This window comes from Stenotrophomonas sp. ZAC14D2_NAIMI4_7 (assembly GCF_003086675.1).
Taxonomy (GTDB): Bacteria; Pseudomonadota; Gammaproteobacteria; order Xanthomonadales; family Xanthomonadaceae; genus Stenotrophomonas.
Map to the genome: position 1 here is coordinate 4,043,728 of NZ_CP025995.1, position 20,697 is coordinate 4,064,424.

Here is a 20,697-nt window from a genome sequence, read left to right on the forward strand (position 1 = left end):
CGGCTCTACAACAGGCTCGGGTCAGGCCTTGTCGCCGCCGCGGTCGACGCAACCCCAGTTGAGGATGCGGGTACCGGCCGGCAGCACGCTGCGGAAGAAGTCGACCTTGGAGCGCTTCGGGTTCACCACCACCGGCGCCTTGGCGGCCAGCAGCAGCGGCAGGTCGGCGGTGCTGTCCGAATAAGCGATGTCGATGTCGCCATAGCCGCGCTCGCGCAGCATGCGCATCTTTTCTTCGTTGTGGCAGTGACGGGTCGGGCCGACCCCGCCCAGGCGCGGGCCCACTTCGGTGCCGATCACCGGCACGTCCTGGTGGGCCACGAAGGCCAGGATGGCGCGAGCCAGCTCCGGCGGCGCGCCGGTGGCCACCACCACCCGGTCGCCCTTGGCGCGGTGTGCGGCAAACACGTCCAGCGCCTGCGGCAGCAGCTTGGCGCGCATCTGCTGCTCGTTGCGGATCACGTAGGCGTCGATCACCCGGTTGAACTCGCGCGCCCGGTGCAGGCCGAAACTGCCGATCCACACGTAGACCGAAATGCCGGTACGGCGTGTCGGCAGCATCGCCACCAGCGGCCCGGCGATCGGCGTGACCAGCAGCGCGGCCAGCATGCGCAGCGGATTGCGCTTGATCAGCGAGGCGAACAGGTGGGTGCCCGAATCACCGTCGTAGAGAGTGTGGTCGAAGTCGAAAACGACCAGCGGCGCATCCTCGCGCGGCGTTGGATAGTGCGTTGTCATGCCGCGAAGAATAGCTGACGCAGGCCCTCCCCCGGCTCTTCCACGCGCATGAAGGCCTCGCCCACCAGGAACGCATGGATACCGGCGTCGCGCATCAGGGCCACGTCCTGCGGGCCCAGGATGCCGCTTTCGGTCACCAGCAGGCGGTCGCGCGGCACCGCCTTCTGCATGTCCAGGGTGGTCTGCAGCGAGACCTCGAAGGTGCGCAGGTTGCGGTTGTTGATGCCGATCATCGGCGCCGGCACCTGCAGCGCACGCTCCAGTTCGTCGATGTCATGCACTTCCACCAGCACGTCCATGCCCAGCGACAGCGCCAGTTCGGACAGGGTGGCCAGCTGGGTGTCGTCCAGCGCGGCCACGATCAGCAGGATGCAGTCGGCGCCCAGCACGCGGGCCTCGTACACCTGGTAGGCGTCGATCACGAAGTCCTTGCGCAGCACCGGCAGCGTGCAGGCCTCGCGGGCCTGCTGCAGGTAGGCATCGGCGCCCTGGAAAAAGTCCACGTCGGTCAGCACCGACAGGCAGCTGGCGCCGCCGAACTCGTAGCTGACGGCGATGTCGGCCGGGCGGAAGTCGGGGCGGATCACGCCCTTGGACGGGCTGGCCTTCTTCACCTCGGCAATCACGGCCGGGTCGCCGTTGGCCACCGCCGCCTGCAGCGCGCGCACGAAGCCGCGCACCGGGGGGGCACTGGCAACGGCCGCCTGCAGCGCCTCCAGCGGGCGCTGGGCGCGGCGCTGGGCCACTTCTTCGGCCTTGCGGGCCAGGATCGTCTGCAGGATGTCGCTCATCGTCGTCGCTTCGGTACTGGGGCGGTGAGGACGGCCATTATCGGCCATCGGGTGGGTCAGGCTGAACCGCGCGCTCAGGCAACCAGCGCGCGGGTGGTGTCAACGTACTGCTGCAGGCGCTGGCGGGCACTGCCATCGGCAATCGCGGCACGGGCGCGGGCCAGGCCGTCGCCGATGTCGCTGGCCACGCCGGCCACGTACAGGGCCGCACCGGCGTTCAGGGCGACGATATCCAGCGCCGCGCCCGGCGTGTTGTCCAGCACCGCGCGCAGCATCTGGATGGACTGCTCGGGGCTGTCCACGCGCAGGTTGCGGCTGGCCGACATGGCGATGCCGAAGTCTTCGGGGTGGATCTCGTACTCGCGCACCTTGCCGTCGCGCAGCTCGCCCACCAGGGTGCCGGCGCCCAGCGATATCTCATCCATGTTGTCGCGGCCCCAGACCACCATCGCGCGCTCGGTGCCCAGTTCGCGCAGCACGCGCGCCTGGATGCCCACCAGATCGGGATGGAACACGCCCATCAGCACCGACGGTGCGCTGGCCGGGTTGGTCAGCGGGCCGAGGATGTTGAAGATGGTGCGCACGCCCATCTCGCGGCGGACCGGCGCGACGACCTTCATCGACGGGTGATGGATCGGCGCGAACATGAAGCCGATGCCGGTCTGCTCGATGGCCGCGGCCACCTGTGCCGGCTGCAGTTCGATGGCCGCGCCCAGCGCTTCCACCGCATCGGCGCTGCCGGACTTGGACGACACGCTGCGGTTGCCGTGCTTGGCCACGCGCGCACCGGCAGCGGCGGCGACGAACATCGCGCAGGTGGAAATGTTGAAGGTGTGCGAGCCATCGCCACCGGTGCCGACGATGTCGACCAGGTGGGTGGTATCGGCCACCGGCACCGCCAGCGCGAATTCGCGCATGACCGTGGCGGCCGCAGCGATCTCGTCGATGGTTTCCTTCTTCACCCGCAGGCCGGTGAGGATGGCGGCGGTCATCATCGGCGAGACATCACCGCGCATGATCTGCCGCATCAGGTCGACCATTTCGTCGAAGAAGATTTCGCGGTGTTCGATGGTGCGTTGCAGGGCTTCCTGGGGGGAGAAGCTCATCGGAATGCTCCTTGGATCAGGCCGCCGGGCGCTGCAGGAAGTTGCGCAGCAGGGCGTGGCCGTGTTCGGTGAGAATGGATTCGGGGTGGAACTGCACGCCTTCCACCGGGAACTGGCGATGGCGCAGGCCCATGATCTCTTCGATCGAGCCGTCCTCGTTCTCGGTCCAGGCGGTCACTTCCAGCGCGTCGGGCAGACTGTGCTTGTCCACCACCAGCGAGTGGTAGCGGGTGGCCTGGTAACGGTCCGGCAGGCCGGCGAACACGCCCTTGCCTTCGTGGCGGATGGGCGAGGTCTTGCCGTGCATGATGGTGCCGGCGCGGATGACCGTGCCGCCGTAGACCTGGCCGATGCTCTGGTGGCCCAGGCACACGCCGAGGATCGGCGTGGTCGGGCCCAGCCGCTGGATCAGCTCCAGCGACACGCCCGCTTCGTTGGGCGTGCACGGGCCGGGCGAAATGACGATGCGCTCGGGTTTCTGCGCGGCGATCTCGTCCACGCTCATCGCATCGTTGCGCACCACCTTCACTTCGGCGCCCAGCGTCTGCAGGTACTGCACGAGGTTGTAGGTGAAGCTGTCGTAGTTGTCGATCATCCACAACATGGTCAGGTTCCGTCGCTTATCAGGAAAATGGCGTACACGTTTTCGGTGTAGGTGATGGGGCCGGCTTCGATGGATTCGCGCAGGCGTGAGCCGGTGGTCTCGATCACGTCCGTCTGCGCCCCAGGTGACGGTGGCGAAGGCGGCGTCACCAAATCGCCGCTGCTGGGCCAGCTGCCTGCCTGGATGCCGTAGGCGAAGTTCGGTGCCACATCGGAGATGCTGTACAGCCCGCGCAGCTGGGTGCCATAGGCCTTGGCCAGGCCCTGCGCGGAGTCGCGGGTCTGGGCTGCGGCCTCGCTCTTGAGTTCGCGGCGCAGCGCCACTTCGCCCGAATAGGTCGGGGCCATGCTGCTGACCTGCACATGCTCATTGGCCTTCAGCGCGGCCAGCACGTCCTGCATCTGCTTCACGCTGGCGAAGCTTGCGCGCAGCTGGCGCGATACGCGGGTCCCGATGAACACCTGTCGGCTGTCCTCATAGCGCGTGGCGGGGCCGATGCGCAGGTTGTCCGCGCGCACGCTGCCGTCCACCGCCTTGTGCTGCCTGAACAGCGCCAGCGCGCGCGCCACGTTGTCCTGCACGCGGCGGCGCGCCGCATCGGCGTCCATGTCGGTCTCTTCGATGTTCAACTGCAGGCCGAAGCGGTCCGGCATCACCGTGCGGGTGCCCTGCCCCTTCACCAGCAGGTGCGGCTGCGAGGGAATGGTATTGGCCTGCGCCCACGCGGACGGGGCCATCGTGGCCAGCAGCGACGACCACAGCAATGCGCTCAGCAGCTTCATGCGGTACTCCTTGTCTTGGGTGGGAACAGCGGAAGGTGCCGCGGCGCAGGCCACGGCACGGGGAAACTCACAGGCCCTTGGCGGCCTGGGCGACGGCGCGGAACAGCGCGCGACCCTTGTTCATCGTCTCGTCCCATTCCTTGTCCGGGTCCGAGTCGTAGACGATGCCGGCGCCGGCCTGCACGTACAGGCGGCCATCCTTGATGACCGCGGTGCGGATGGCGATGGCGGTATCGGCATCGCCGTGCCAGCCGATGTAGCCGATGCTGCCGGCGTACACATTGCGCTTGATCGGTTCCAGCTCGCGGATCACTTCCAGCGCGCGGATCTTCGGCGCGCCGCTGACCGTACCGGCCGGGAACGTGGCGCGCAGCACGTCGGCATAGCTCAGGCCCGGCTGCAGCTGCCCGGTCACTTCGCTGACGATGTGCATGACGTGGCTGTAGCGTTCGATCACGAACTGCTCGCCCACTTCCACGGTGCCGGCCTTCGACACGCGGCCGGCATCGTTGCGGCCGAGGTCGATCAGCATCAGGTGCTCGGCGCGCTCCTTCGGATCGGCCAGCAGCTCGGCTTCCAGCGCCTGGTCCAGTTCCGGCGTGGCGCCACGCGGGCGGGTGCCGGCGATCGGGCGCACGGTCACTTCGCCATCCTGGAGGCGCACCAGGATTTCCGGCGACGAGCCAACCACCTGCAGGTCGCCGACATCGAGGAAATACATGTACGGCGACGGGTTCAATGCACGCAGCGCGCGATACACATCCACCGGGCGCGCCTTGAACGGCACGCTCAGGCGCTGGCTCAGCACCACCTGGAAGATGTCGCCGGCGCGGATGTATTCCTTGCTGCGCTGGACCGCATCGACGAAGCCTTCGCGGGTGAAGCCGGAGATGAAATCGGATTCGTCCAGCACGTCGCTGGTCAGCGGCGCGGGATAGCCCGCACCCGGCGCCCGCAGCTTGGCGGTCAGGGCATCCAGGCGGGCCTGCGCCTGGTCGAACGCACCCTCGACACGCGGGTCCGCATGCACGATCAGGTACAGCCGGCCCTTGAGGTTGTCGAACACCGCCAGTTCGTTGGAATCCAGCAGCAGGATGTCCGGCGTGCCCAGCTCGTCGCGGCCGGCCGGCGGAGCCAGGCGCGGTTCGATGTAGCCGATGCACTCGAAGCCGAACCAGCCGACCAGGCCACCGGTGAAGCCCGGCAGGCCGTCCAGCTTCGGCACCGAGTGGGCGCTGCGCAGCGCCTCGACCTCGGCGAAGGGATCGGCCACTTCGCGGGTGTCCACTACCTGGCCGTCTTCACGCACGGTCAGGGTGTGGCCGTGGAAGGCATACACGCGGCGTGCCGGCAGGCCGATGATCGAGTAACGACCAAAGCGCTCGCCGCCTTCGACGGATTCAAACAGATAGGTATTGGGGCCGTCGGCGAGCTTCAGATAGACCGAAAGCGGCGTGTCCAGGTCGGACAGCACTTCGCGGACGACGGGGATATGGGTGTGGCCTTCAGCGGCCTGCTGCTGAAACTGAGCGTGCGAGTTCAAGACGACTTTCCTTCCGGGACACAGCGTTATGGGGGCGGACGACGGCAACGGGCCACCATCGCCACCAACGGCGTGCGGAAGAAAGGGTATGCGGGGTCGTCAGGCTGGACACCCAATGACTGTAACGCAGGTTCGGCGGCAGGGAAACCCTGCGGCCCTAGCCCATGCGTCGCGCATGCTCCTGCGACTCCTGCACCTGCTGCTGGGCCAGACCGGCGTCCAGGGCGGCGGCGCGGCCGGCGTTGAGGGCGTCGACCTGGGCGGTGCTCACGGCCAGCGGCTGGGCCATCCCCTGGGCCACCTCGACGTGGGCATGGCGGCGCTGCGGGGCGTTGAGGTCCGCGGTGTCGACGGCAAACGCGCGTGCGCGGTCGTCGCTGAGGACCACGTGGGAGATGGTCTCCAGCCCTTCGCGCTTGGCCTGGGCGGCCAGCGCGCCGGCCAGCTGGTCGCTCTGCAGGTCGGGCACCCGGTTGTGGGCACGGTCCAGGGCGTGGACGCCGGACTGGGCGCCGAGGAACAGCGGATTGGCCACATGGGAGGGATGATCGATGCCGATCGCCTGCGTGCTGGGTCCCGTGGCCCGGCCACCTGCGGCAGGCACGATGCCGGGCTGCTGCTCGATGAGCTTGCGCGCGGCGGCCTCCTGCGTGCTCAGCGCGGAATCCAGGCTGGGGATTACTGTCGGGTCCATGCCGTGGCGGGCGGTCGCCTCGCCGAAGGCTGCCCCGATGCCACGAATCACGCGGGCGGACTGGTCCAGGTTGTGCAGCTTCACCGCGACCATTGGCAGGTTTCCGCTGGGCAGATGCGTGGCGGCGGCCGCCTCAAGGCCAGCTTTTGCCCCGCCAACGGTGGCCAGGGCAACCGGTGCGGTCGCGGTAATGCCCTTCACGTGGGATGCCACAAGATCGTAGCCACGTTCGACATGGGCACCGGCCGTGGCAAAGCCGTTCTGCAGCTTGCCCGCCACCCATTGCCCATCGTGGTTGATGGCGGTGGCCACGCGCTCGCCCGTCGCGCGAGCGCCCGCAGCGTCGGCATGGGCCTGCGTGGTCGCGTGCTGCGCACGTTGCTCGCCGAGATCACGAACGGCGTCGCCCTGCCGGGCCAGTTTGTCGGCCACGTTGTCCATGCCCACGCTGCCCGCTACCCACGACAACGCGGACAGCCCACGGGCGCCGGCCTGCGACTGCACGCGATGCACCGTGGCTTCGATGCTTCCGGTCAGTTCACGCCCGGAAGCAATCACCGTGCTTGCCGCGCGCGTCCCCACCTGCAGGCTGGCCGAGCCCATGTTCACCACCTGGCCGATGGCCATGCCCTCGGTCTTCAGCACGCGCTCGACGCCATCGCCGGTTCTGTCCAGCACATGGGCAGTGGCAGCGCCGGCCTTTTCCACCTGCTCGCCGATCAAGCGACCGTTGCGCATACCATGTGCCGTGGCGTGCAGCACGGTGGACAGCGGACCCGCCAGTGCGGCCACCTGGCTGGGCGCGGCCACCTGCGGTCGATCAATCAGCGCGCCCTGTGCATCGCGCGTCTTTGGCTCCAGCAGCAGTTCAAGACGCCCCGCCGCAATCGGGATATCACGCAGCGCCTGCTGACCGGGCTGGGTCGCCAGCTGTTCGATGAACTGTGCAGCGGCGGTCTGCGCGCCCGGCGGCAGACTCTCGCGCAGCTGCTCACCGACAATCTTCTGCATGACCGGGTCCTTCAGCACCATGCCCAGCTCGTTGGCGAGCACACCATAGCCGCGGCGCTGATGCTCGCTCAGGCGGTGCATGCCGTTCTGCACATCGTTCAGCACCTCACCCGTGGTCTGGTAGGTGTGCACGGTCTGCCCGGTGTCGAACGTCGGCAGGCCGTTGTCCTTGGCGTAACGCGATGCAGTTGCCGGATGCAGGCCAGCGGCGTTGAAGGTGGTGGCGCGCGCGCCGGTGACGGCGGAAGCGGCGGAGGCCATGCCGCCGCCGAGAGAGTGGCCGGCTATTTCGAAGCCGCCGGAGCTTCGACTATTGACCAACGATGCAAGCGTCATCGCGCGATCGTAGTAATCGCTGCGCATTCCGATGCCCTGCATTCCATTGTTCAGGAAGTCCTCGCCTAGAGACTCCCTGTGACCCGCTGGCACCGAGGGATCGATGATCTCGCCGGTTGATCCCTTGTAGACAAGTACAGGCTTTGCATCGTGCCCCAGCACCCTCTTGTCTGGCAGATAGATCTCTGCGCGAAAGCCTGACTGTGTGGGTTGGAGATGACGCTGCAACTCGTCGTCCGTCATGTTGATTCCCGCAGCCCGAAGTGCAGCAGGGTCTGTGCTCGCGCGCGTCCACCCTGCCGGCGGCTCACCGTCGTGCTTGGCTGCCCGATAGACATCGGCTGCCAAGCCGGCCATTTCTCGGGAGTGGTAAGTCTCCTCGAGGCGATCTGCCTCTTCTTCGTGACCACTGTCGCGCAACTGCTTGACCAGCATATTCTGCTGTTGAACTTGGCGAGCACGCGACTCGATGTCGGAATCACTCATGGCAAACTCCATTGCGCTATCGGGGGCTCAACGCAGAGCCAACGTTGCTTATCCAGCATGGGCGCATCTGATAGTGTCATGCCATCACGGCCAAATATTTCAGAGCGACGATGCGCGTCCGACTTCACAATATGATGGCTAAAGCGCTAACAAGCGCGACTCTTGTCACACTTTTACTCATCACCGGATGCGCCGTTTCATCCACACACGGTGCCGATGAGTTCTTTGAAGGACAGCCACTGCAGTTGGCGATCGCGTCCGAGCAGGGCGATGCAGAGACGATACGGCGCCTCATCAAGGACGAAGGGGTCGATCCGGACCACACGTTTTCGTCACGCGACGGAATTCCCCTGATTGCATGGCCGCTCCGCGCAAAGAATCTGCAGGGTCTTCAGCTGCTCCTGGAGAATGGTGCAGATCCAAACGCACGCGCCGTCATAAAAATGAATGGGCAAGAGATCCATTTCAACAACGCTCTGGTGTATGCGGCAAAGATGGACGACCCCCGCTTCCTCGAGGCTTTGCTCAAGCACGGAGGAGATCCGAATACGCGCAATTCCAACCATGAAACGCTGATGTATCAAGCATTCATCAGCGGCAATCAATGGAAGAATATCCAGCTTCTGGTTGAAAACGGGGCTCGCGTCAACGAACCAAACCTAGGCAAGAACGACACCGTTCTTAGCCTCTACACAGGCAGAGGCGGGTTTGATTACGCCTACTGGTTGCTGGAACATGGGGCGGACCCGACAATTTCCCTGCCCCCCATCGAAGGAACCACCCAATCGCCCCGACAGGTGATGGTCGAGGACATCTACTGGGAAATCACCACGCCCGACAACCTGCCTTGGCAGAAGAAGTGCCAACAGTGGTTGGCTGACCTCAACATCCCGCGCCCTCCGATGCCAGAGCACATCCGCAGGAAGCGCGAGGCCTTCAAGTTCCCGAGCAGGGAAGAAGATATTCCGCTCCTGTAGGGAGATCGGACATGGACTGTCACCCGCTCCGCCTCACCGTTTCACTCCTGATCTTGGCCGCAGCACTCGCGATGCTCCCGGGGTGCTCGCCCCAGTCGATGCATGGCGCTGAGGGCTACTTTGATGGCAAGGCTTTACAGCTGGCGATTGCCGCCGAAGGCGGCGACTCCGATGCCATACGTCACCTTGTCAAAGACGAGGGCGTCGACCCGGACAAGACGTTTTCATCGCGCGACGGAATTCCCCTGATCGCATGGCCGCTGCGAGCTCGCAGCATCGAGGGACTGAAAGCCCTGCTCGATGCCGGTGCAAACCCCAACACCCGCGAGTCCAAGCAGATGAACGGGCAGTTGATCAACTTTGACAACGCGATGGTCTACGCGGCGAAGATGGACGACGCGCGCTATCTGGATCTTCTGCTTAAGCACGGCGGAAATCCCGATACGCGCAACATCAACAATGAGACGCTTCTCTACCAAGCGTTCATCAGCGGAAATCAATGGAAGAATGTCCAGACGCTGGTGGAGAACGGCGCAGATGTAAATGAATCCAATCGCCGCAGCTTGGGCGATGACACCGTCCTGAGCTGGTACACAGGAAGAGGTGGGTTCGACTATGCCTACTGGCTGCTGGAGCACGGTGCAGATCCCACCATCTCCCAACCTGTCCAGGAAGGATCGGGCAGGACTGCCCGTCAGCTGATGGTCGAAGACATCTACTGGGAAATCACCACGCCCGACAACCTGCCGTGGCAGAAGAAGTGCCAGCAATGGTTGGCTGACCGCAACATCCCACGCCCGCCGATGCCCGAGCACATCCGCAGAAAGCGGGAGGCCTTCAAGTTCCCCAGCCGGGAAGAAGACATCCCGCTGCTGTAGCCCGTAGCTCAAGCCCCGGAAAGCAGCTCGCAGCCAGCCGGCAGGTGCATGCGCACCCGGCCCGGCACGCAGTCGATTCGGAATCGGCGGGCCTGCACCGGCTCGCCGTCCAGGTTCAAGGTCAGCGCCTGCGGGGCCTCGATCTGCAGCCACGGCAACTGTGCGCGCGTTGCCACGCGCTCCAGCGCGGCTTCCTTGCCACCGGTCAGCATCTGGCCAATCGTGGCGGCCACCTCGCCTTCCAGTTCGGGCACCACGGTCACGTCCAGCAGGCCGTCATCGATCAGTGCCTGCGGGCACAGCTGCTGGCCGCCACCGGCTTGGCGGCCGTTGCCGATGCCCAGGGCGATGAAGCCGCCTTCCCATGCGAAATCCGGGCCGGACAGGCGCGCGGTGATCGGCTCGATGCGGCCCAGTTTGGCGATGCCGGTGATGACGTAGGCCAGCCCACCCAGCATCTTTTTCAGACCCGCATCGGTTTCCACGGTCACCTGGGTGCCGAATCCGCCACTGGCCAGGTTGGCGCACCACCAGGCCCGCCCGTCGGCGTCCACGCGCAGCAGGTCCACGGCGCGCGCGGCGGCCTGCCCGATCAATGCAAAGGCCTGCTGGGGTTCGGTGGGAATGCCGGCGGAAGTGGCGAAATCATTGGCCGTGCCCATCGGCACCAGCGCCAGCGAGGGCAGCGCCTCGGCCGGTTCATCGCGATGGGCCAGGGTTTCGGCCACGGCGCTGAGCGTGCCATCGCCGCCGGCGGCCACGATCACGTCCACGCCATGGTCGATGGCCTCGGCCACGTAGCGCTCGGCGTCGCCCTCTTCCCAGGTCACCCGCACTTCCAGCTGTACGCCCTGCTGCCGCCAATGGCCGACGGCACTGCGCAGGTCGTCGTCGCCTGCGGATTTACCGTTGAGGATCAGGCGCCAGCGCGGGATGGTCATGCAGTGCTTCCGGGAGGGGGGTGGCACAGGCTAGCAACGCCGCGTTTGCCGGCGGTGAATGTCATTCAGGTGTCATGGATGGCCCGGAGAATGGAAGGCCATAGCAGGGATGACGGATGGAGGCAGGATCAGCCTCCCACGCATGCAGCGAAGCCGCGCCGGGGATTGGCGCGGCTTTTTTTTCGCGCGCGGGCAGTGCGAACCAAGGTTCGCACCTACCGGGTTGCGGTTCGCACCCACCGGGTTGGATTTCGTGCGAACCAAGGTTCGCACCTACCAGAGGCCTCAACCGTTGGCGAAATCGTGCAGGGCCTGGCCCTGCAGCCGGTACACGGTCCACTCGTCCTGCGGCCTGGCGCCGGCGGCGGTATAGAACTCGATGGCCGGAGTATTCCAGTCCAGCACCGACCATTCGAAACGACCGCAGCCTTCGGCCACGGCCTGGCGCGCGATGTACTTCAGCAGTGCCTTGCCGGCACCGCCGCCGCGCTTTTCCGGGCTGATGTACAGGTCTTCCAGGTAGATGCCCTTGCGGCCCAGCCAGGTGGAGTAGTTGTAGAAATACACCGCATAGCCGATGGCCTCGCCGTCGGCTTCGCAGATCAGCGCGCGGGCGGTCGCATCGGCGCCAAACAGGCTCTCGGCGATGCCGATCTCATCGGTCTGCACCGAATGCTCGGCCTTCTCGTAGATGGCCAGCTCGCGGATGAAGTGCAGGATCAGGCCAGCATCGGCCACGGTGGCCGGACGGATGTTCAACACAGCCACCGTCGCCATGGCTCAGCCCCTCGCTGCAGCGACATTCGCGCGCATCTGCGCGATCACGTCCTGGTAGCTGGTCTTGGCATTGAAGATGGCCGAGCCGGCCACGAAGGTGTCGGCGCCGGCGGCGGCGATCGCACCGATGTTGTCGGCCTTCACGCCACCGTCGATCTCCAGGCGGATGTCCTTGCCGCTGGCATCGATCTTCTGGCGCACCACGCGCAGCTTGTCCAGCGCCGAGGGAATGAAGGCCTGGCCGCCGAAGCCCGGGTTGACCGACATCAGCAGCACCAGGTCCAGGTCGTCCAGCACCCAGTCCAGGATGTCCACCGGGGTGGCCGGGTTCAGCACGATGCCCGGCTTGCAGCCCAGCGAGCGGATCAGCTGGATGGTGCGGTGCACGTGGCGGCTCGCTTCCGGGTGGAAGCTGATGTAGGTGGCACCGGCCTCGGCGAAATCGGGAATGATGCGGTCCACCGGCTCGACCATCAGGTGCACGTCGATCGGCGCGGTGACGCCGTGCTTGCGCAGCGCCTGGCAGACCATCGGGCCGATGGTCAGGTTCGGCACGTAGTGGTTGTCCATCACATCGAAATGGACCCAGTCCGCACCGGCGGCCAGGACGTTGTCCACTTCCTCGCCCAGGCGGGCGAAATCGGCGGACAGGATGGACGGGGCGATGAGGCAGTTGGACATGGCCGGGGCCTTGGGCACGAGGGGAAAGGGGTTCAGCGCTTGCGCAGGGTCTTGATGCGGTCGTAGGCGGCATTGATGCGCCGCGACTTCTGTTCGGCCTGCTGCTGCAGCTCGGGGGCGGCGCCACCCAGCTTGTCAGGGTGGTACTGGGAAATCAGCTTGCGGTAGGCGCGCTCGATCTCGGCATCGGTGGCCTCGGAGGTCAGCCCCAGCTCCCGGTACGGGTTTTCCTTGTTCAGGCGGAACCAGTCGCTGTCGAAGGCGTGGCCCAGCAGCAGGCCCACCACTGCCCCGAACAGCGGATTGGGCCGGAACAGCAGGGCCCCGGCGATGAATCCGAGCAGTTTTCCGTACCAGCGCATGGCGTTCCGGGGGTGACCGACGAAATGGACCATCATTTTACGTCACAGCGGGCCCGGACCGCTTTACACTAGGCCGCCCGCTGGTCAGCGGGCCCGCCGGGTCCGCTGGGCAGCCGTATCGACGAAGCCCCAGGAGTGCCCGTGCCGACCACGCTGTTGCAATCCGATCTCCCCGGCCTGCCCTTGCGCCATCGCGGCAAGGTGCGTGATGTGTTCGATATCCCGCGCGAGCGGCTGCCGGCAGGCACCCCGCCGGGCGATTACCTGCTGATGGTGGCCACCGATCGCCTGTCGGCGTTCGACGTGGTGCTGCCCGACCCGATTCCGGGCAAGGGCGAGATGCTCTGCCAGGTGTCCAATTTCTGGTTCGCCAAGACTGCGCACCTGATGCCCAACCACCTGACCGGCATCGACGTGGCCAGCGTTCTGCCCGAGGGTGTGGACCCGGCCCTGTATGCCAAGCGCGCGGTGGTCACCCGCAAGCTGAAGCCGGTGCCGGTGGAAGCGATCGCCCGCGGCTACCTGATCGGCAGCGGCTGGAAGGACTACCAGCGCACCGGCAAGGTGAGCGGCATCGATCTGCCCGACGGCCTGCGCCAGGCCGAGCAGCTGCCCGAGCCGATCTTCACCCCTTCGACCAAGGCCGCCGTGGGCGACCATGACGAGAACATCGATTTCGATGCGATGGTCAAGCAGGTGGGTGCGGAGCTGGCCGAGCGCGTGCGCGATGCCACCCTGCGCATCTACAAGTTCGCGGCGGACTACGCCCGCGAGCGCGGCATCATCCTGGCCGATACCAAGTTCGAGTTCGGTACCGATGCCGATGGCCGCCTGTACATCATGGACGAGATGCTGACGCCGGATTCCTCGCGCTACTGGCCGGCCGACGAGTACGAAGTGGGCACCAGCCCGCCGAGCTACGACAAGCAGTTCGTGCGTGATTACCTGGAGACGCTGGACTGGGGCAAGACCGCCCCGGGCCCGAACATCCCGGCGGAAATCATCGAGCGCACCCGCGCCAAGTACGCCGAGGCGCTGCAGCGCCTGGCCGGGATCAGCATCGACTGATGCCCCTGCGCCCCCGGCCGGAAGGTCGGGGGCGTTCTGCTCGGGGCGACCAATTCGCCCGGATCCGCTGAACCCCGCGCTGCGCGCGATGGTCGACCAACGGTCGACCCTACCCTGCGGATGTCCCCCGCACCGTGCGGCCCGGCCGGAGTATGCTGGCGGCATGCAGACCACCACCCAGCTTGCGCGGCCGATCGACCGCTACTTCGCCAGCTATTCCGACGACCACCAGAACCCGATCAACCAGGCCATCCATGTGGTGGCGGTGCCGGCCATCCTGTGGTCGGTGGTGGCCCTGCTGTGGTGCGTGCCGCCGCTGATCACCTGGTTCCAGTACGGCATCTGGTCGGCCTTCGCGATGTTCAGCGCCTGGTGCTTCTACAACAAGCTGTCGCGCCCGCTGGGCATCGGCATGCTCATCCAGTTCTTCGTGTTCGGCAGCCTGTGCCGCCTGCTGGAAGCCGAAATCGGCCTGCATGCGCTGCGCTGGCTGGCGCTGGGCGTGTTCGTGGTGGCTTGGATCGCCCAGTTCATCGGCCACAAGTTCGAAGGCCGCAAGCCCAGCTTCCTGACCGATCTGACCTACCTGCTGATCGGCCCGGCCTGGGTGATGGCCAAGCTGTACCGCAAGCTGGACTGGCGCTACTGAGCGCCGCGCGGCTTTCCTGAACGGGGCCGCGCGCTCACTGTGGCTGTACGCCCTGCCTGCCACGCTGCCGGGCAGGCCGTGGCTGAACCCATCCGTTGCCGACCCATGTGAACCCGCAGCCCCTGCGGTACAGGGCCTGCGCCCTTCCGTGCGCGGGCGTAGGGGCCGATTCGGCAAAGCCGCCACACGTACCCGGCAAGGCCGCAAACGCCCCCTATTGCACCGCAAAAAACATGAATACCGCACGTTACATGCTGTTTGTCGCCGTTACATGGGTTTCGGCGACATTTGACTGACTGTTAGACTCACTGACCTGCTCGTGAATCATGGATTCCCTGCATGCTCCCCAGCCTGCCCCTGCTGCTGGCCCTGCCGTTCCTGATGGCAGCGGCCGTTGCCGCCTTCCCCCGTAGTTCGCGCACCACTGCTGCCTGGCTGGCGGCGCTGGCGCCGTTGGGCGGGCTGGCCATTCTTGGCTGGCTGACCCCAGCGGTGATGGATGGCCAGGTGGTGCGCAGCGTGGTGCCCTGGCTGCCGCAGATCGGGCTGGATTTCGCCCTGCGCCTGGATGGCCTGGCCTGGATGTTCGCCGGCATGGTGCTGGGCATCGGCGCGCTGGTGGTGCTGTATGCGCGCTACTACCTGAGCAGCCAGGACAACGCCCACCGCTTCTACTGCTACCTGCTGCTGTTCATGGGCGCCATGCTGGGCATGGTGATCTCCGGCAACCTGCTGTTGCTGATGATCTTCTGGGAAATGACCAGCATCAGCTCGTTCCTGCTGATCGGCTTCTGGTCACACCGGCAGGACGCCCGCGAGGGCGCGCGCATGGCGCTGGTGATCACCGGTGGCGGTGGCCTGGCCCTGCTCGGTGGCGTGCTGCTGATCGGCCGCATCGTCGGCAGCTTCGACCTGGACGTGGTGCTGGCCGCCGGCGAGCAGATCCGCGCCAGTGCGCTGTACCCGTATGCGCTGTTCCTGGTGCTGGCCGGCATCTTCACCAAGAGCGCGCAGTTCCCGTTCCATTTCTGGCTGCCGCACGCGATGGCCGCCCCCACCCCGGTGTCGGCCTACCTGCATTCGGCCACCATGGTAAAGGCCGGCGTGTTCCTTCTGGCCCGCCTGCACCCGGCGCTGGCCGGCAGCGATCTGTTCTTCTACACGGTCAGTGGCATTGGTGCGCTCACCCTGCTGATCGGTGCCTGGAACGCGATCTTCCAGCACGACCTGAAGGGCCTGCTGGCCTATTCGACCATTTCCCACCTGGGCCTGATCACCCTGCTGTTCGGCCTGTCCACGCCGATGGCGGTGGTGGCCGGTGTGTTCCATATCCTCAACCACGCCACGTTCAAGGCGTCGTTGTTCATGGCCGCCGGCATCATCGACCACGAGACCGGCACCCGCGACATGCGCCGCCTGGGTGGCCTGCGCAGGTTGATGCCGTTCACCAGTGCGCTGGCCATCATTGCCTCGCTGGCGATGGCCGGCATTCCGCTGCTCAATGGCTTCCTGTCCAAGGAAATGCTGTTTGCCGAGGCGCTCACCGCCGGTGGCCCGGGCACCATGCGCACGGCGGTATCGATCGCTGCGCTGCTGGCAGGCGTGTTCGGCGTGGCCTACAGCCTGCGCTTCGTGCACGACACCTTCTTCGGCGATGGCCCGCACGACCTGGACCACGTGCCGCATGAGCCGCCGCGCTGGATGAAGGTGCCGGTGGAGATCCTGGTGGTGATCTGCGTGGCGGTGGGCGTTGCCCCGGCGCTGACCATCGCCCCGGTGCTGCACGCCGGTGCGGCGGCCATCCTGGGCAATGCCATGCCCGAGTACAGTCTGTCGGTCTGGCATGGGTTCAACCTGCCGCTGGCAATGAGCGCGGTGGGCGTGGTGGGCGGCGTGGCGCTGTATTTCGGGCTGCGCAGGCTGATCAACCTGCACGGGGTGCAGAACACCGCCACCGGCCGCAACGTCTTCCATGCGCAGCTGGACGCGCTTTCCGCGCTGGCCATGCGCCTGACCAACGGCATTGCCAACGGCAGCCTGCAGCGCATGCTGCTGGGCCTGGTGCTGGTGGCGGTGGTGGTGGGCGCGGCGCCGTTCGTGGCCAACCCGGGCTCGCCCAACTGGACCAGGCCGCAGCCCATTCCGCTGCTGGGCTGGGCACTGTGGCTGGTGATGATGGGCTGCGCGGTGGCCACCCTGCGCATCTACAAGCAGCGCCTGCTGGCGGTGCTGCTGGTGGGCGGCGTGGGCCTGATGGTCGCCCTGACCTTCGTGTTCCTGTCCGCACCGGACCTGGCCCTGACCCAGCTGCTGGTGGAGATGGTGACCCTGGTGCTGATGCTGCTGGGCATGAACTACCTGCCTGCACAGTCCGGCCCCGAGCGGCCGCGCTGGCGCAAGCGCCGCGATGCGGTGATCGCCATCATCGCCGGTGCCGGCCTGGGTGCGCTGGCCTACACCGCCATGACCCTGCCGCCGAACACCATGGCCGGCGAAATGCTGGCGCGCTCGCTGCCCGAGGCCTACGGCCAGAATGTGGTGAACGTGATCCTGGTGGACTTCCGCGGCTTCGATACCTTCGGCGAGATCACCGTGTTCGGCATCGCCGCGCTGGTGGTGCACGCCCTGCTGCGGCGTACCCGCATGGCGCCGGAGCAGATCATGCCGGGCCCGCCGATCAAGCTGCCGGTGCCGGCCGATCTGGCCCAGATCATGTTCCCGCTCACCCTGACGGTGTCGATCTTCCTGTTCCTGCGCGGCCACAACGCGCCCGGCGGCGGCTTCATTGCCGGCCTGGTGCTGGCGGTGCCGCTGCTGATCCAGTACGTGATCCAGGGCTCGGCGTCGGTGGAATCGCGCTTCGGCTTCGACTACATCCGCTGCATCGGCGCCGGCCTGCTGATCGCCCTGCTCAGCGGCTGCGCCTCCATGTTGTTCGGCGTGCCGTTCCTGACCAGCGGGCATATCGACCTGCACCTGCCGCTGATCGGCGAGGTGCCGCTGGCCAGCGCGATTGGTTTCGATATCGGCGTGTACCTGGTGGTGTTCGGCGGCGCCATGCTGATGCTGTCGATGATGGGCACGATCAAGCCGTCGCGCACCCGCATTGCGCGGAAGGGCGAGATCGATCTGCAACGCCGTTCGGCCCTGACCGGGGAGATGCATTGATGGAACTGGCCCTGGCCACCGCGATCGGCGTACTGACCGCCATCGGTATCTACCTGCTGCTGCGCGCGCGCAGCTTCGATGTGATCCTGGGCATGACCTTCCTGTCCTACGCCACCAACCTGCTGATCTTCGCTGGTGGCCGCGTGGTGCAGGGCAAGGCGCCGGTGCTGCAGGAAGGCATGGACAGCCACCTGGGCAACTACACCGACCCGCTGCCGCAGGCGCTGGTGCTGACCGCGATCGTGATCGCCTTTGCGATGACCGCGGTCAGCATCGTGCTGGCCATGCGCAGCCGCAGCGACAACCACAGTGACCACGTGGACGCCCACGAACCGGATGACGACGCACCGACGCGCCGGGGCGAGGACCAGGCATGAACCATGTGGTGATCCTGCCGATCCTGGTTCCGCTGCTGGGCGCTGCGCTTTCGCTGTTCGTCGAACACCGCCGCTATGGCCCGAAGGTGCAGCGCGCGGTCGCGTGGACCGCACTGGGCGCGCTGGCGCTGGTGGTGGGCCTGCTGTTTGCCGCCACCGCCGGCGGTGATATCCAGGTCTATCTGCTGGGCGACTGGCCGGCGCGGCTGGGCATCGCGCTGGTGGGCGACCGCCTGTCGGCGTGGATGCTGCTGACCACCCTGCTGCTGGCCATTCCCTGCCTGCTGCATGCGTGTTCGGGCTGGGACCGGCGCGCACCGCACTTCCATGCGCTGTTCCAGTTCCAGCTGGTGGGCCTGAACGGTGCGTTCCTGACCGGCGACATCTTCAATCTGTTCGTGTTCTTCGAGGTGATGCTGATCGCCTCCTACGGTCTGCTGCTGAGCGGCGGCCGCGGCCTGCGCATGCGCATCGGCCTGCATTACGTGGTGTTCAACGTCACTGCCTCCACCCTGTTCCTGATCGCGCTGGGCCTGCTGTACGCCTCGCTGGGCTCGCTGAACATGGCCGAGCTGTCGCAGCGCATCGCGCAGGTGCCGCCGGCGCAGCTGACCCTGGTGAAGGCCACCATGGGCCTGTTGCTGCTGGTGTTCTGCGCCAAGGCCGCACTGATGCCGCTGTACCTGTGGCTGCCCGAGGCCTATTCGCGCGCGCCGGCCGCGGTGGCCGCACTGTTTGCGATCATGACCAAGGTGGGCCTGTATGCGGTGCTGCGCATCCAGATGCTGTGGTTCGGCGAGGATGCCGGGGCGATGGCCGGCTACGGCCGCGACTGGCTGCTGTGGGCCGGCGTGGCCACCCTGGTGCTGGGTGGTCTGGGCGCCCTGGCCGCCACCCGCCTGCGCGTGCTGATCTCCTACCTGGTGATCGTCTCGGCGGCCACGCTGTTCATTGCCTTCGCGGTGGGCACGCCGCGGGTGCTGTCCGCCGGCCTGTACTACCTGCCGCACAGCAGCTTCGTGGCCGCAGCACTGTTCCTGGTGGCCGACCTGATCCGGCGCCGCCGCGGCGGTGCCAGCGACCGCAAGGAAGTGGTGGCGCCGATGCCGGGCAAGGAAACGCCAGCGGTGCTGTTCCTGATCGGCGCGGTATCGGTGGCCGGCCTGCCGCCGCTGTCCGGTTTCCTGGCCAAGGCCGCACTGCTGGCCGGCATGCCGGCGCAGTACACCGGCGTGGTGTGGACGGCGGTGCTGGTCAGCAGCCTGCTGGTCATCATGGGCCTGACCCGCGGTGGCATCCGCCTGTTCTGGCGCGTGCCGGCACCAGACCCGGCGCTGCCGCCGCCGCGCAAGGCGCCGCTGCGCCGCGTCGAGCTGTATGCCGCCTGCCTGCTGCTGGCCTATGGCATCGGCATGACCCTGGGCGCTGCCCCGCTGATGCGCCACACCGATGCCATCGCTGCGCAGCTGCTGCAGCCGGGCGAGTACGTGCAGCAACTGCGTGCGACCACGCCGGAGATCCGCCAGCCATGAACGCACAGCGCTCGTTGTTCCGCCGCATCATCCCCTCGCCCGCCCTGAGCATCATGGTGGTGGCGTTCTGGGTGCTGATGTCCGACAGCTTCACCCTGGGCCAGATCGTGCTGGGCCTGGTGCTGGGCGTGGTGGTGCCGCTGTTCGCCGCGCGCCTGGACCGCGAATTCGCCCGCATCGGCACGCTGCGGCCGGTGCCCAAGCTGCTGTTCGTCACCCTGTGGGACATCCTGGTGTCCAACATCCGGGTGGCGATCCAGGTGCTGGGGCCGGAGAAGAACATCCACCCCGGTTTCATCTGGTTGCCGCTGGACATCGCCAACATCCACGGCATCGCCGCGCTGACCAGCATGATCACCCTGACCCCCGGCACGGTATCGGCCGCGTTGAGCGACGACCGCCGCTTCCTGCTGGTGCACGTGCTGCACCTGGACGACCCGCAGGAGCTGATCGACACGATCAAGCGCCGTTACGAAGCCCCGTTGATGGAGATCTTCCCATGACTGGATTCCAGATCATCCAGACCACCCTGGTGGTGTGCATGCACGTGGTCGGCCTGGCCATGCTGCTGGCCACCTGGCGCCTGCTGCGCGGGCCCACCGTGCCCGACCGCATCCTGGCGCTGGACACCCTGTCGGTGACTGCCATCGCCGAGCTGATGCTGTTCGGCATGTACCTCAATTCGGCCATCTATTTCGAAGCGGCGCTGGTGATCGCCATGCTGGGCTTCGGCAGCACGGTGGTGCTGAGCAAGTTCGTGCTGCGGCGGGACATCGTCGAATGATCACCTTCATCCAGATCGCGCTGTCGGTGCTGCTGCTGTTCGGCTGCTTCTTCATCCTGGTGGGCGCGCTGGGGCTGGTGAAGCTGTCCACCTTCTTCAAGCGCCTGCATGCGCCGACCAAGGCCAGCACGCTGGGCGTGGGCTGCGTGCTGGTGTGTTCGGTGTGCTACCACATCTTCCTGGGCCAGGACCCGCAGCCGCGCGAGCTGCTGATCACCGTGTTCCTGTTCATCACCGCGCCGATCAGCGCACATCTGATGGCCAAGGCCGCGCTGTCGCTGCTGATGGAAACCCGGCCCAGCCTGCCAGGCAACGAGCGCGCCGCCGAAGAGCAGTTGCCGCCGCCGGAACCGGAGCGGGAAGAGGAAACCACCGCGCGCTGAGGGTGGGTGCCCATGGTGGGTGCCGACCG

The 20,697-nt window shown here is 66.6% G+C and carries 21 protein-coding genes; 10 read left to right on the plus strand and 11 right to left on the minus strand.

Annotated features, from left to right (window positions below):
- Positions 1–21: 21 nt before the first annotated feature.
- From C1922_RS18380 to C1922_RS18410, 7 genes are all read right to left on the minus strand, one after another.
- Positions 22–738, minus strand: a complete 717-nt coding sequence (locus tag C1922_RS18380) for a haloacid dehalogenase-like hydrolase (protein WP_108751090.1) — start codon at positions 736–738, stop codon at positions 22–24.
- Entirely contained in the window at positions 735–1,529 is a 795-nt protein-coding gene (gene trpC / locus C1922_RS18385; RefSeq protein ID WP_019336605.1) for an indole-3-glycerol phosphate synthase TrpC, read from the minus strand. Before trpC ends, C1922_RS18380 begins: the two co-directional genes overlap by 4 nt.
- Before the next feature lie 74 nt (positions 1,530–1,603).
- On the minus strand, positions 1,604–2,635 hold the full coding sequence (trpD, locus tag C1922_RS18390) for an anthranilate phosphoribosyltransferase (protein WP_108751091.1): 1,032 nt from the start codon (positions 2,633–2,635) through the stop codon (positions 1,604–1,606).
- Positions 2,636–2,651: 16 nt separating this feature from the next.
- Positions 2,652–3,239: an aminodeoxychorismate/anthranilate synthase component II gene (locus tag C1922_RS18395; protein ID WP_108751092.1), complete on the minus strand. Its 588-nt coding sequence runs from the start codon at positions 3,237–3,239 to the stop codon at positions 2,652–2,654.
- A 2-nt stretch (positions 3,240–3,241) separates the two neighbouring features.
- Complete coding sequence (locus C1922_RS18400) at positions 3,242–4,021, minus strand: SIMPL domain-containing protein (RefSeq protein WP_108751093.1); 780 nt, start codon at positions 4,019–4,021, stop codon at positions 3,242–3,244.
- A gap of 67 nt (positions 4,022–4,088) precedes the next feature.
- A complete protein-coding gene (gene trpE / locus C1922_RS18405) occupies positions 4,089–5,564 on the minus strand; it encodes an anthranilate synthase component I (RefSeq protein ID WP_108751094.1) in 1,476 nt (491 codons plus the stop codon).
- 157 nt (positions 5,565–5,721) lie between these two features.
- A complete protein-coding gene (locus C1922_RS18410) occupies positions 5,722–8,091 on the minus strand; it encodes an XVIPCD domain-containing protein (protein ID WP_234413376.1) in 2,370 nt (789 codons plus the stop codon).
- Positions 8,092–8,201: 110 nt separating this feature from the next.
- Between C1922_RS18410 and C1922_RS18415 the strand changes: the two genes are divergently transcribed.
- Both C1922_RS18415 and C1922_RS18420 read left to right on the plus strand, forming a co-directional pair.
- A complete protein-coding gene (locus tag C1922_RS18415; protein WP_234413377.1) occupies positions 8,202–9,068 on the plus strand; it encodes an ankyrin repeat domain-containing protein in 867 nt (288 codons plus the stop codon).
- Positions 9,069–9,079: 11 nt separating this feature from the next.
- A complete protein-coding gene (locus tag C1922_RS18420) occupies positions 9,080–9,946 on the plus strand; it encodes an ankyrin repeat domain-containing protein (protein ID WP_159092026.1) in 867 nt (288 codons plus the stop codon).
- 8 nt (positions 9,947–9,954) lie between these two features.
- On the opposite strand, the gene yegS is transcribed toward C1922_RS18420, so the two are convergent.
- The 4 genes from yegS to C1922_RS18440 form a co-directional block, all read right to left on the minus strand.
- On the minus strand, positions 9,955–10,887 hold the full coding sequence (gene yegS, locus C1922_RS18425; RefSeq protein ID WP_108751096.1) for a lipid kinase YegS: 933 nt from the start codon (positions 10,885–10,887) through the stop codon (positions 9,955–9,957).
- A 285-nt stretch (positions 10,888–11,172) separates the two neighbouring features.
- Positions 11,173–11,655, minus strand: coding sequence for a GNAT family N-acetyltransferase (locus C1922_RS18430; RefSeq protein ID WP_108751652.1), 483 nt, complete (start codon positions 11,653–11,655; stop codon positions 11,173–11,175).
- Positions 11,656–11,667: 12 nt separating this feature from the next.
- Positions 11,668–12,345, minus strand: a complete 678-nt coding sequence (gene rpe, locus C1922_RS18435; protein WP_108751097.1) for a ribulose-phosphate 3-epimerase — start codon at positions 12,343–12,345, stop codon at positions 11,668–11,670.
- A 32-nt stretch (positions 12,346–12,377) separates the two neighbouring features.
- Complete coding sequence (locus C1922_RS18440) at positions 12,378–12,707, minus strand: DnaJ domain-containing protein (protein WP_107232903.1); 330 nt, start codon at positions 12,705–12,707, stop codon at positions 12,378–12,380.
- A 141-nt stretch (positions 12,708–12,848) separates the two neighbouring features.
- On the opposite strand from C1922_RS18440, the gene C1922_RS18445 reads away from it, so the two are divergent.
- From C1922_RS18445 to C1922_RS18480, 8 genes are all read left to right on the plus strand, one after another.
- Entirely contained in the window at positions 12,849–13,775 is a 927-nt protein-coding gene (locus tag C1922_RS18445; RefSeq protein ID WP_199912198.1) for a phosphoribosylaminoimidazolesuccinocarboxamide synthase, read from the plus strand.
- A 163-nt stretch (positions 13,776–13,938) separates the two neighbouring features.
- Complete coding sequence (locus C1922_RS18450) at positions 13,939–14,424, plus strand: Mpo1-like protein (RefSeq protein WP_108751099.1); 486 nt, start codon at positions 13,939–13,941, stop codon at positions 14,422–14,424.
- A 339-nt stretch (positions 14,425–14,763) separates the two neighbouring features.
- Positions 14,764–17,592, plus strand: a complete 2,829-nt coding sequence (locus tag C1922_RS18455; RefSeq protein ID WP_108751100.1) for a monovalent cation/H+ antiporter subunit A — start codon at positions 14,764–14,766, stop codon at positions 17,590–17,592.
- A complete protein-coding gene (locus C1922_RS18460) occupies positions 17,592–17,969 on the plus strand; it encodes a Na+/H+ antiporter subunit C (RefSeq protein ID WP_108751101.1) in 378 nt (125 codons plus the stop codon). Before C1922_RS18455 ends, C1922_RS18460 begins: the two co-directional genes overlap by 1 nt.
- Positions 17,966–19,501, plus strand: a complete 1,536-nt coding sequence (locus C1922_RS18465; RefSeq protein ID WP_108751102.1) for a monovalent cation/H+ antiporter subunit D — start codon at positions 17,966–17,968, stop codon at positions 19,499–19,501. The genes C1922_RS18460 and C1922_RS18465 overlap by 4 nt, the downstream gene beginning before the upstream one ends.
- Positions 19,498–20,004, plus strand: coding sequence for a Na+/H+ antiporter subunit E (locus tag C1922_RS18470; RefSeq protein ID WP_108751103.1), 507 nt, complete (start codon positions 19,498–19,500; stop codon positions 20,002–20,004). Before C1922_RS18465 ends, C1922_RS18470 begins: the two co-directional genes overlap by 4 nt.
- Entirely contained in the window at positions 20,001–20,285 is a 285-nt protein-coding gene (locus C1922_RS18475) for a K+/H+ antiporter subunit F (RefSeq protein ID WP_006399171.1), read from the plus strand. Before C1922_RS18470 ends, C1922_RS18475 begins: the two co-directional genes overlap by 4 nt.
- Positions 20,282–20,668, plus strand: a complete 387-nt coding sequence (locus tag C1922_RS18480) for a Na+/H+ antiporter subunit G (protein ID WP_108751104.1) — start codon at positions 20,282–20,284, stop codon at positions 20,666–20,668. Before C1922_RS18475 ends, C1922_RS18480 begins: the two co-directional genes overlap by 4 nt.
- Positions 20,669–20,697: the final 29 nt, after the last annotated feature.

What these genes read in the sequence shown, in the direction of transcription:
- C1922_RS18480 (WP_108751104.1), top strand. Translation starts at nt 20,282, where the DNA reads ATGATCACCTTCATCCAGATCGCGCTGTCGGTGCTGCTGCTGTTCGGC.
- C1922_RS18470 (WP_108751103.1), top strand. Translation starts at nt 19,498, where the DNA reads ATGAACGCACAGCGCTCGTTGTTCCGCCGCATCATCCCCTCGCCCGCC.
- trpD (WP_108751091.1), bottom strand. Translation starts at nt 2,635, where the DNA reads ATGAGCTTCTCCCCCCAGGAAGCCCTGCAACGCACCATCGAACACCGC.
- C1922_RS18395 (WP_108751092.1), bottom strand. Translation starts at nt 3,239, where the DNA reads ATGTTGTGGATGATCGACAACTACGACAGCTTCACCTACAACCTCGTG.
- C1922_RS18460 (WP_108751101.1), top strand. Translation starts at nt 17,592, where the DNA reads ATGGAACTGGCCCTGGCCACCGCGATCGGCGTACTGACCGCCATCGGT.
- C1922_RS18455 (WP_108751100.1), top strand. Translation starts at nt 14,764, where the DNA reads ATGCTCCCCAGCCTGCCCCTGCTGCTGGCCCTGCCGTTCCTGATGGCA.
- C1922_RS18400 (WP_108751093.1), bottom strand. Translation starts at nt 4,021, where the DNA reads ATGAAGCTGCTGAGCGCATTGCTGTGGTCGTCGCTGCTGGCCACGATG.
- C1922_RS18440 (WP_107232903.1), bottom strand. Translation starts at nt 12,707, where the DNA reads ATGCGCTGGTACGGAAAACTGCTCGGATTCATCGCCGGGGCCCTGCTG.
- trpC (WP_019336605.1), bottom strand. Translation starts at nt 1,529, where the DNA reads ATGAGCGACATCCTGCAGACGATCCTGGCCCGCAAGGCCGAAGAAGTG.
- C1922_RS18410 (WP_234413376.1), bottom strand. Translation starts at nt 8,091, where the DNA reads ATGAGTGATTCCGACATCGAGTCGCGTGCTCGCCAAGTTCAACAGCAG.
- C1922_RS18465 (WP_108751102.1), top strand. Translation starts at nt 17,966, where the DNA reads ATGAACCATGTGGTGATCCTGCCGATCCTGGTTCCGCTGCTGGGCGCT.
- C1922_RS18475 (WP_006399171.1), top strand. Translation starts at nt 20,001, where the DNA reads ATGACTGGATTCCAGATCATCCAGACCACCCTGGTGGTGTGCATGCAC.
- C1922_RS18380 (WP_108751090.1), bottom strand. Translation starts at nt 738, where the DNA reads ATGACAACGCACTATCCAACGCCGCGCGAGGATGCGCCGCTGGTCGTT.
- yegS (WP_108751096.1), bottom strand. Translation starts at nt 10,887, where the DNA reads ATGACCATCCCGCGCTGGCGCCTGATCCTCAACGGTAAATCCGCAGGC.
- rpe (WP_108751097.1), bottom strand. Translation starts at nt 12,345, where the DNA reads ATGTCCAACTGCCTCATCGCCCCGTCCATCCTGTCCGCCGATTTCGCC.
- C1922_RS18420 (WP_159092026.1), top strand. Translation starts at nt 9,080, where the DNA reads ATGGACTGTCACCCGCTCCGCCTCACCGTTTCACTCCTGATCTTGGCC.
- C1922_RS18415 (WP_234413377.1), top strand. Translation starts at nt 8,202, where the DNA reads ATGCGCGTCCGACTTCACAATATGATGGCTAAAGCGCTAACAAGCGCG.
- C1922_RS18450 (WP_108751099.1), top strand. Translation starts at nt 13,939, where the DNA reads ATGCAGACCACCACCCAGCTTGCGCGGCCGATCGACCGCTACTTCGCC.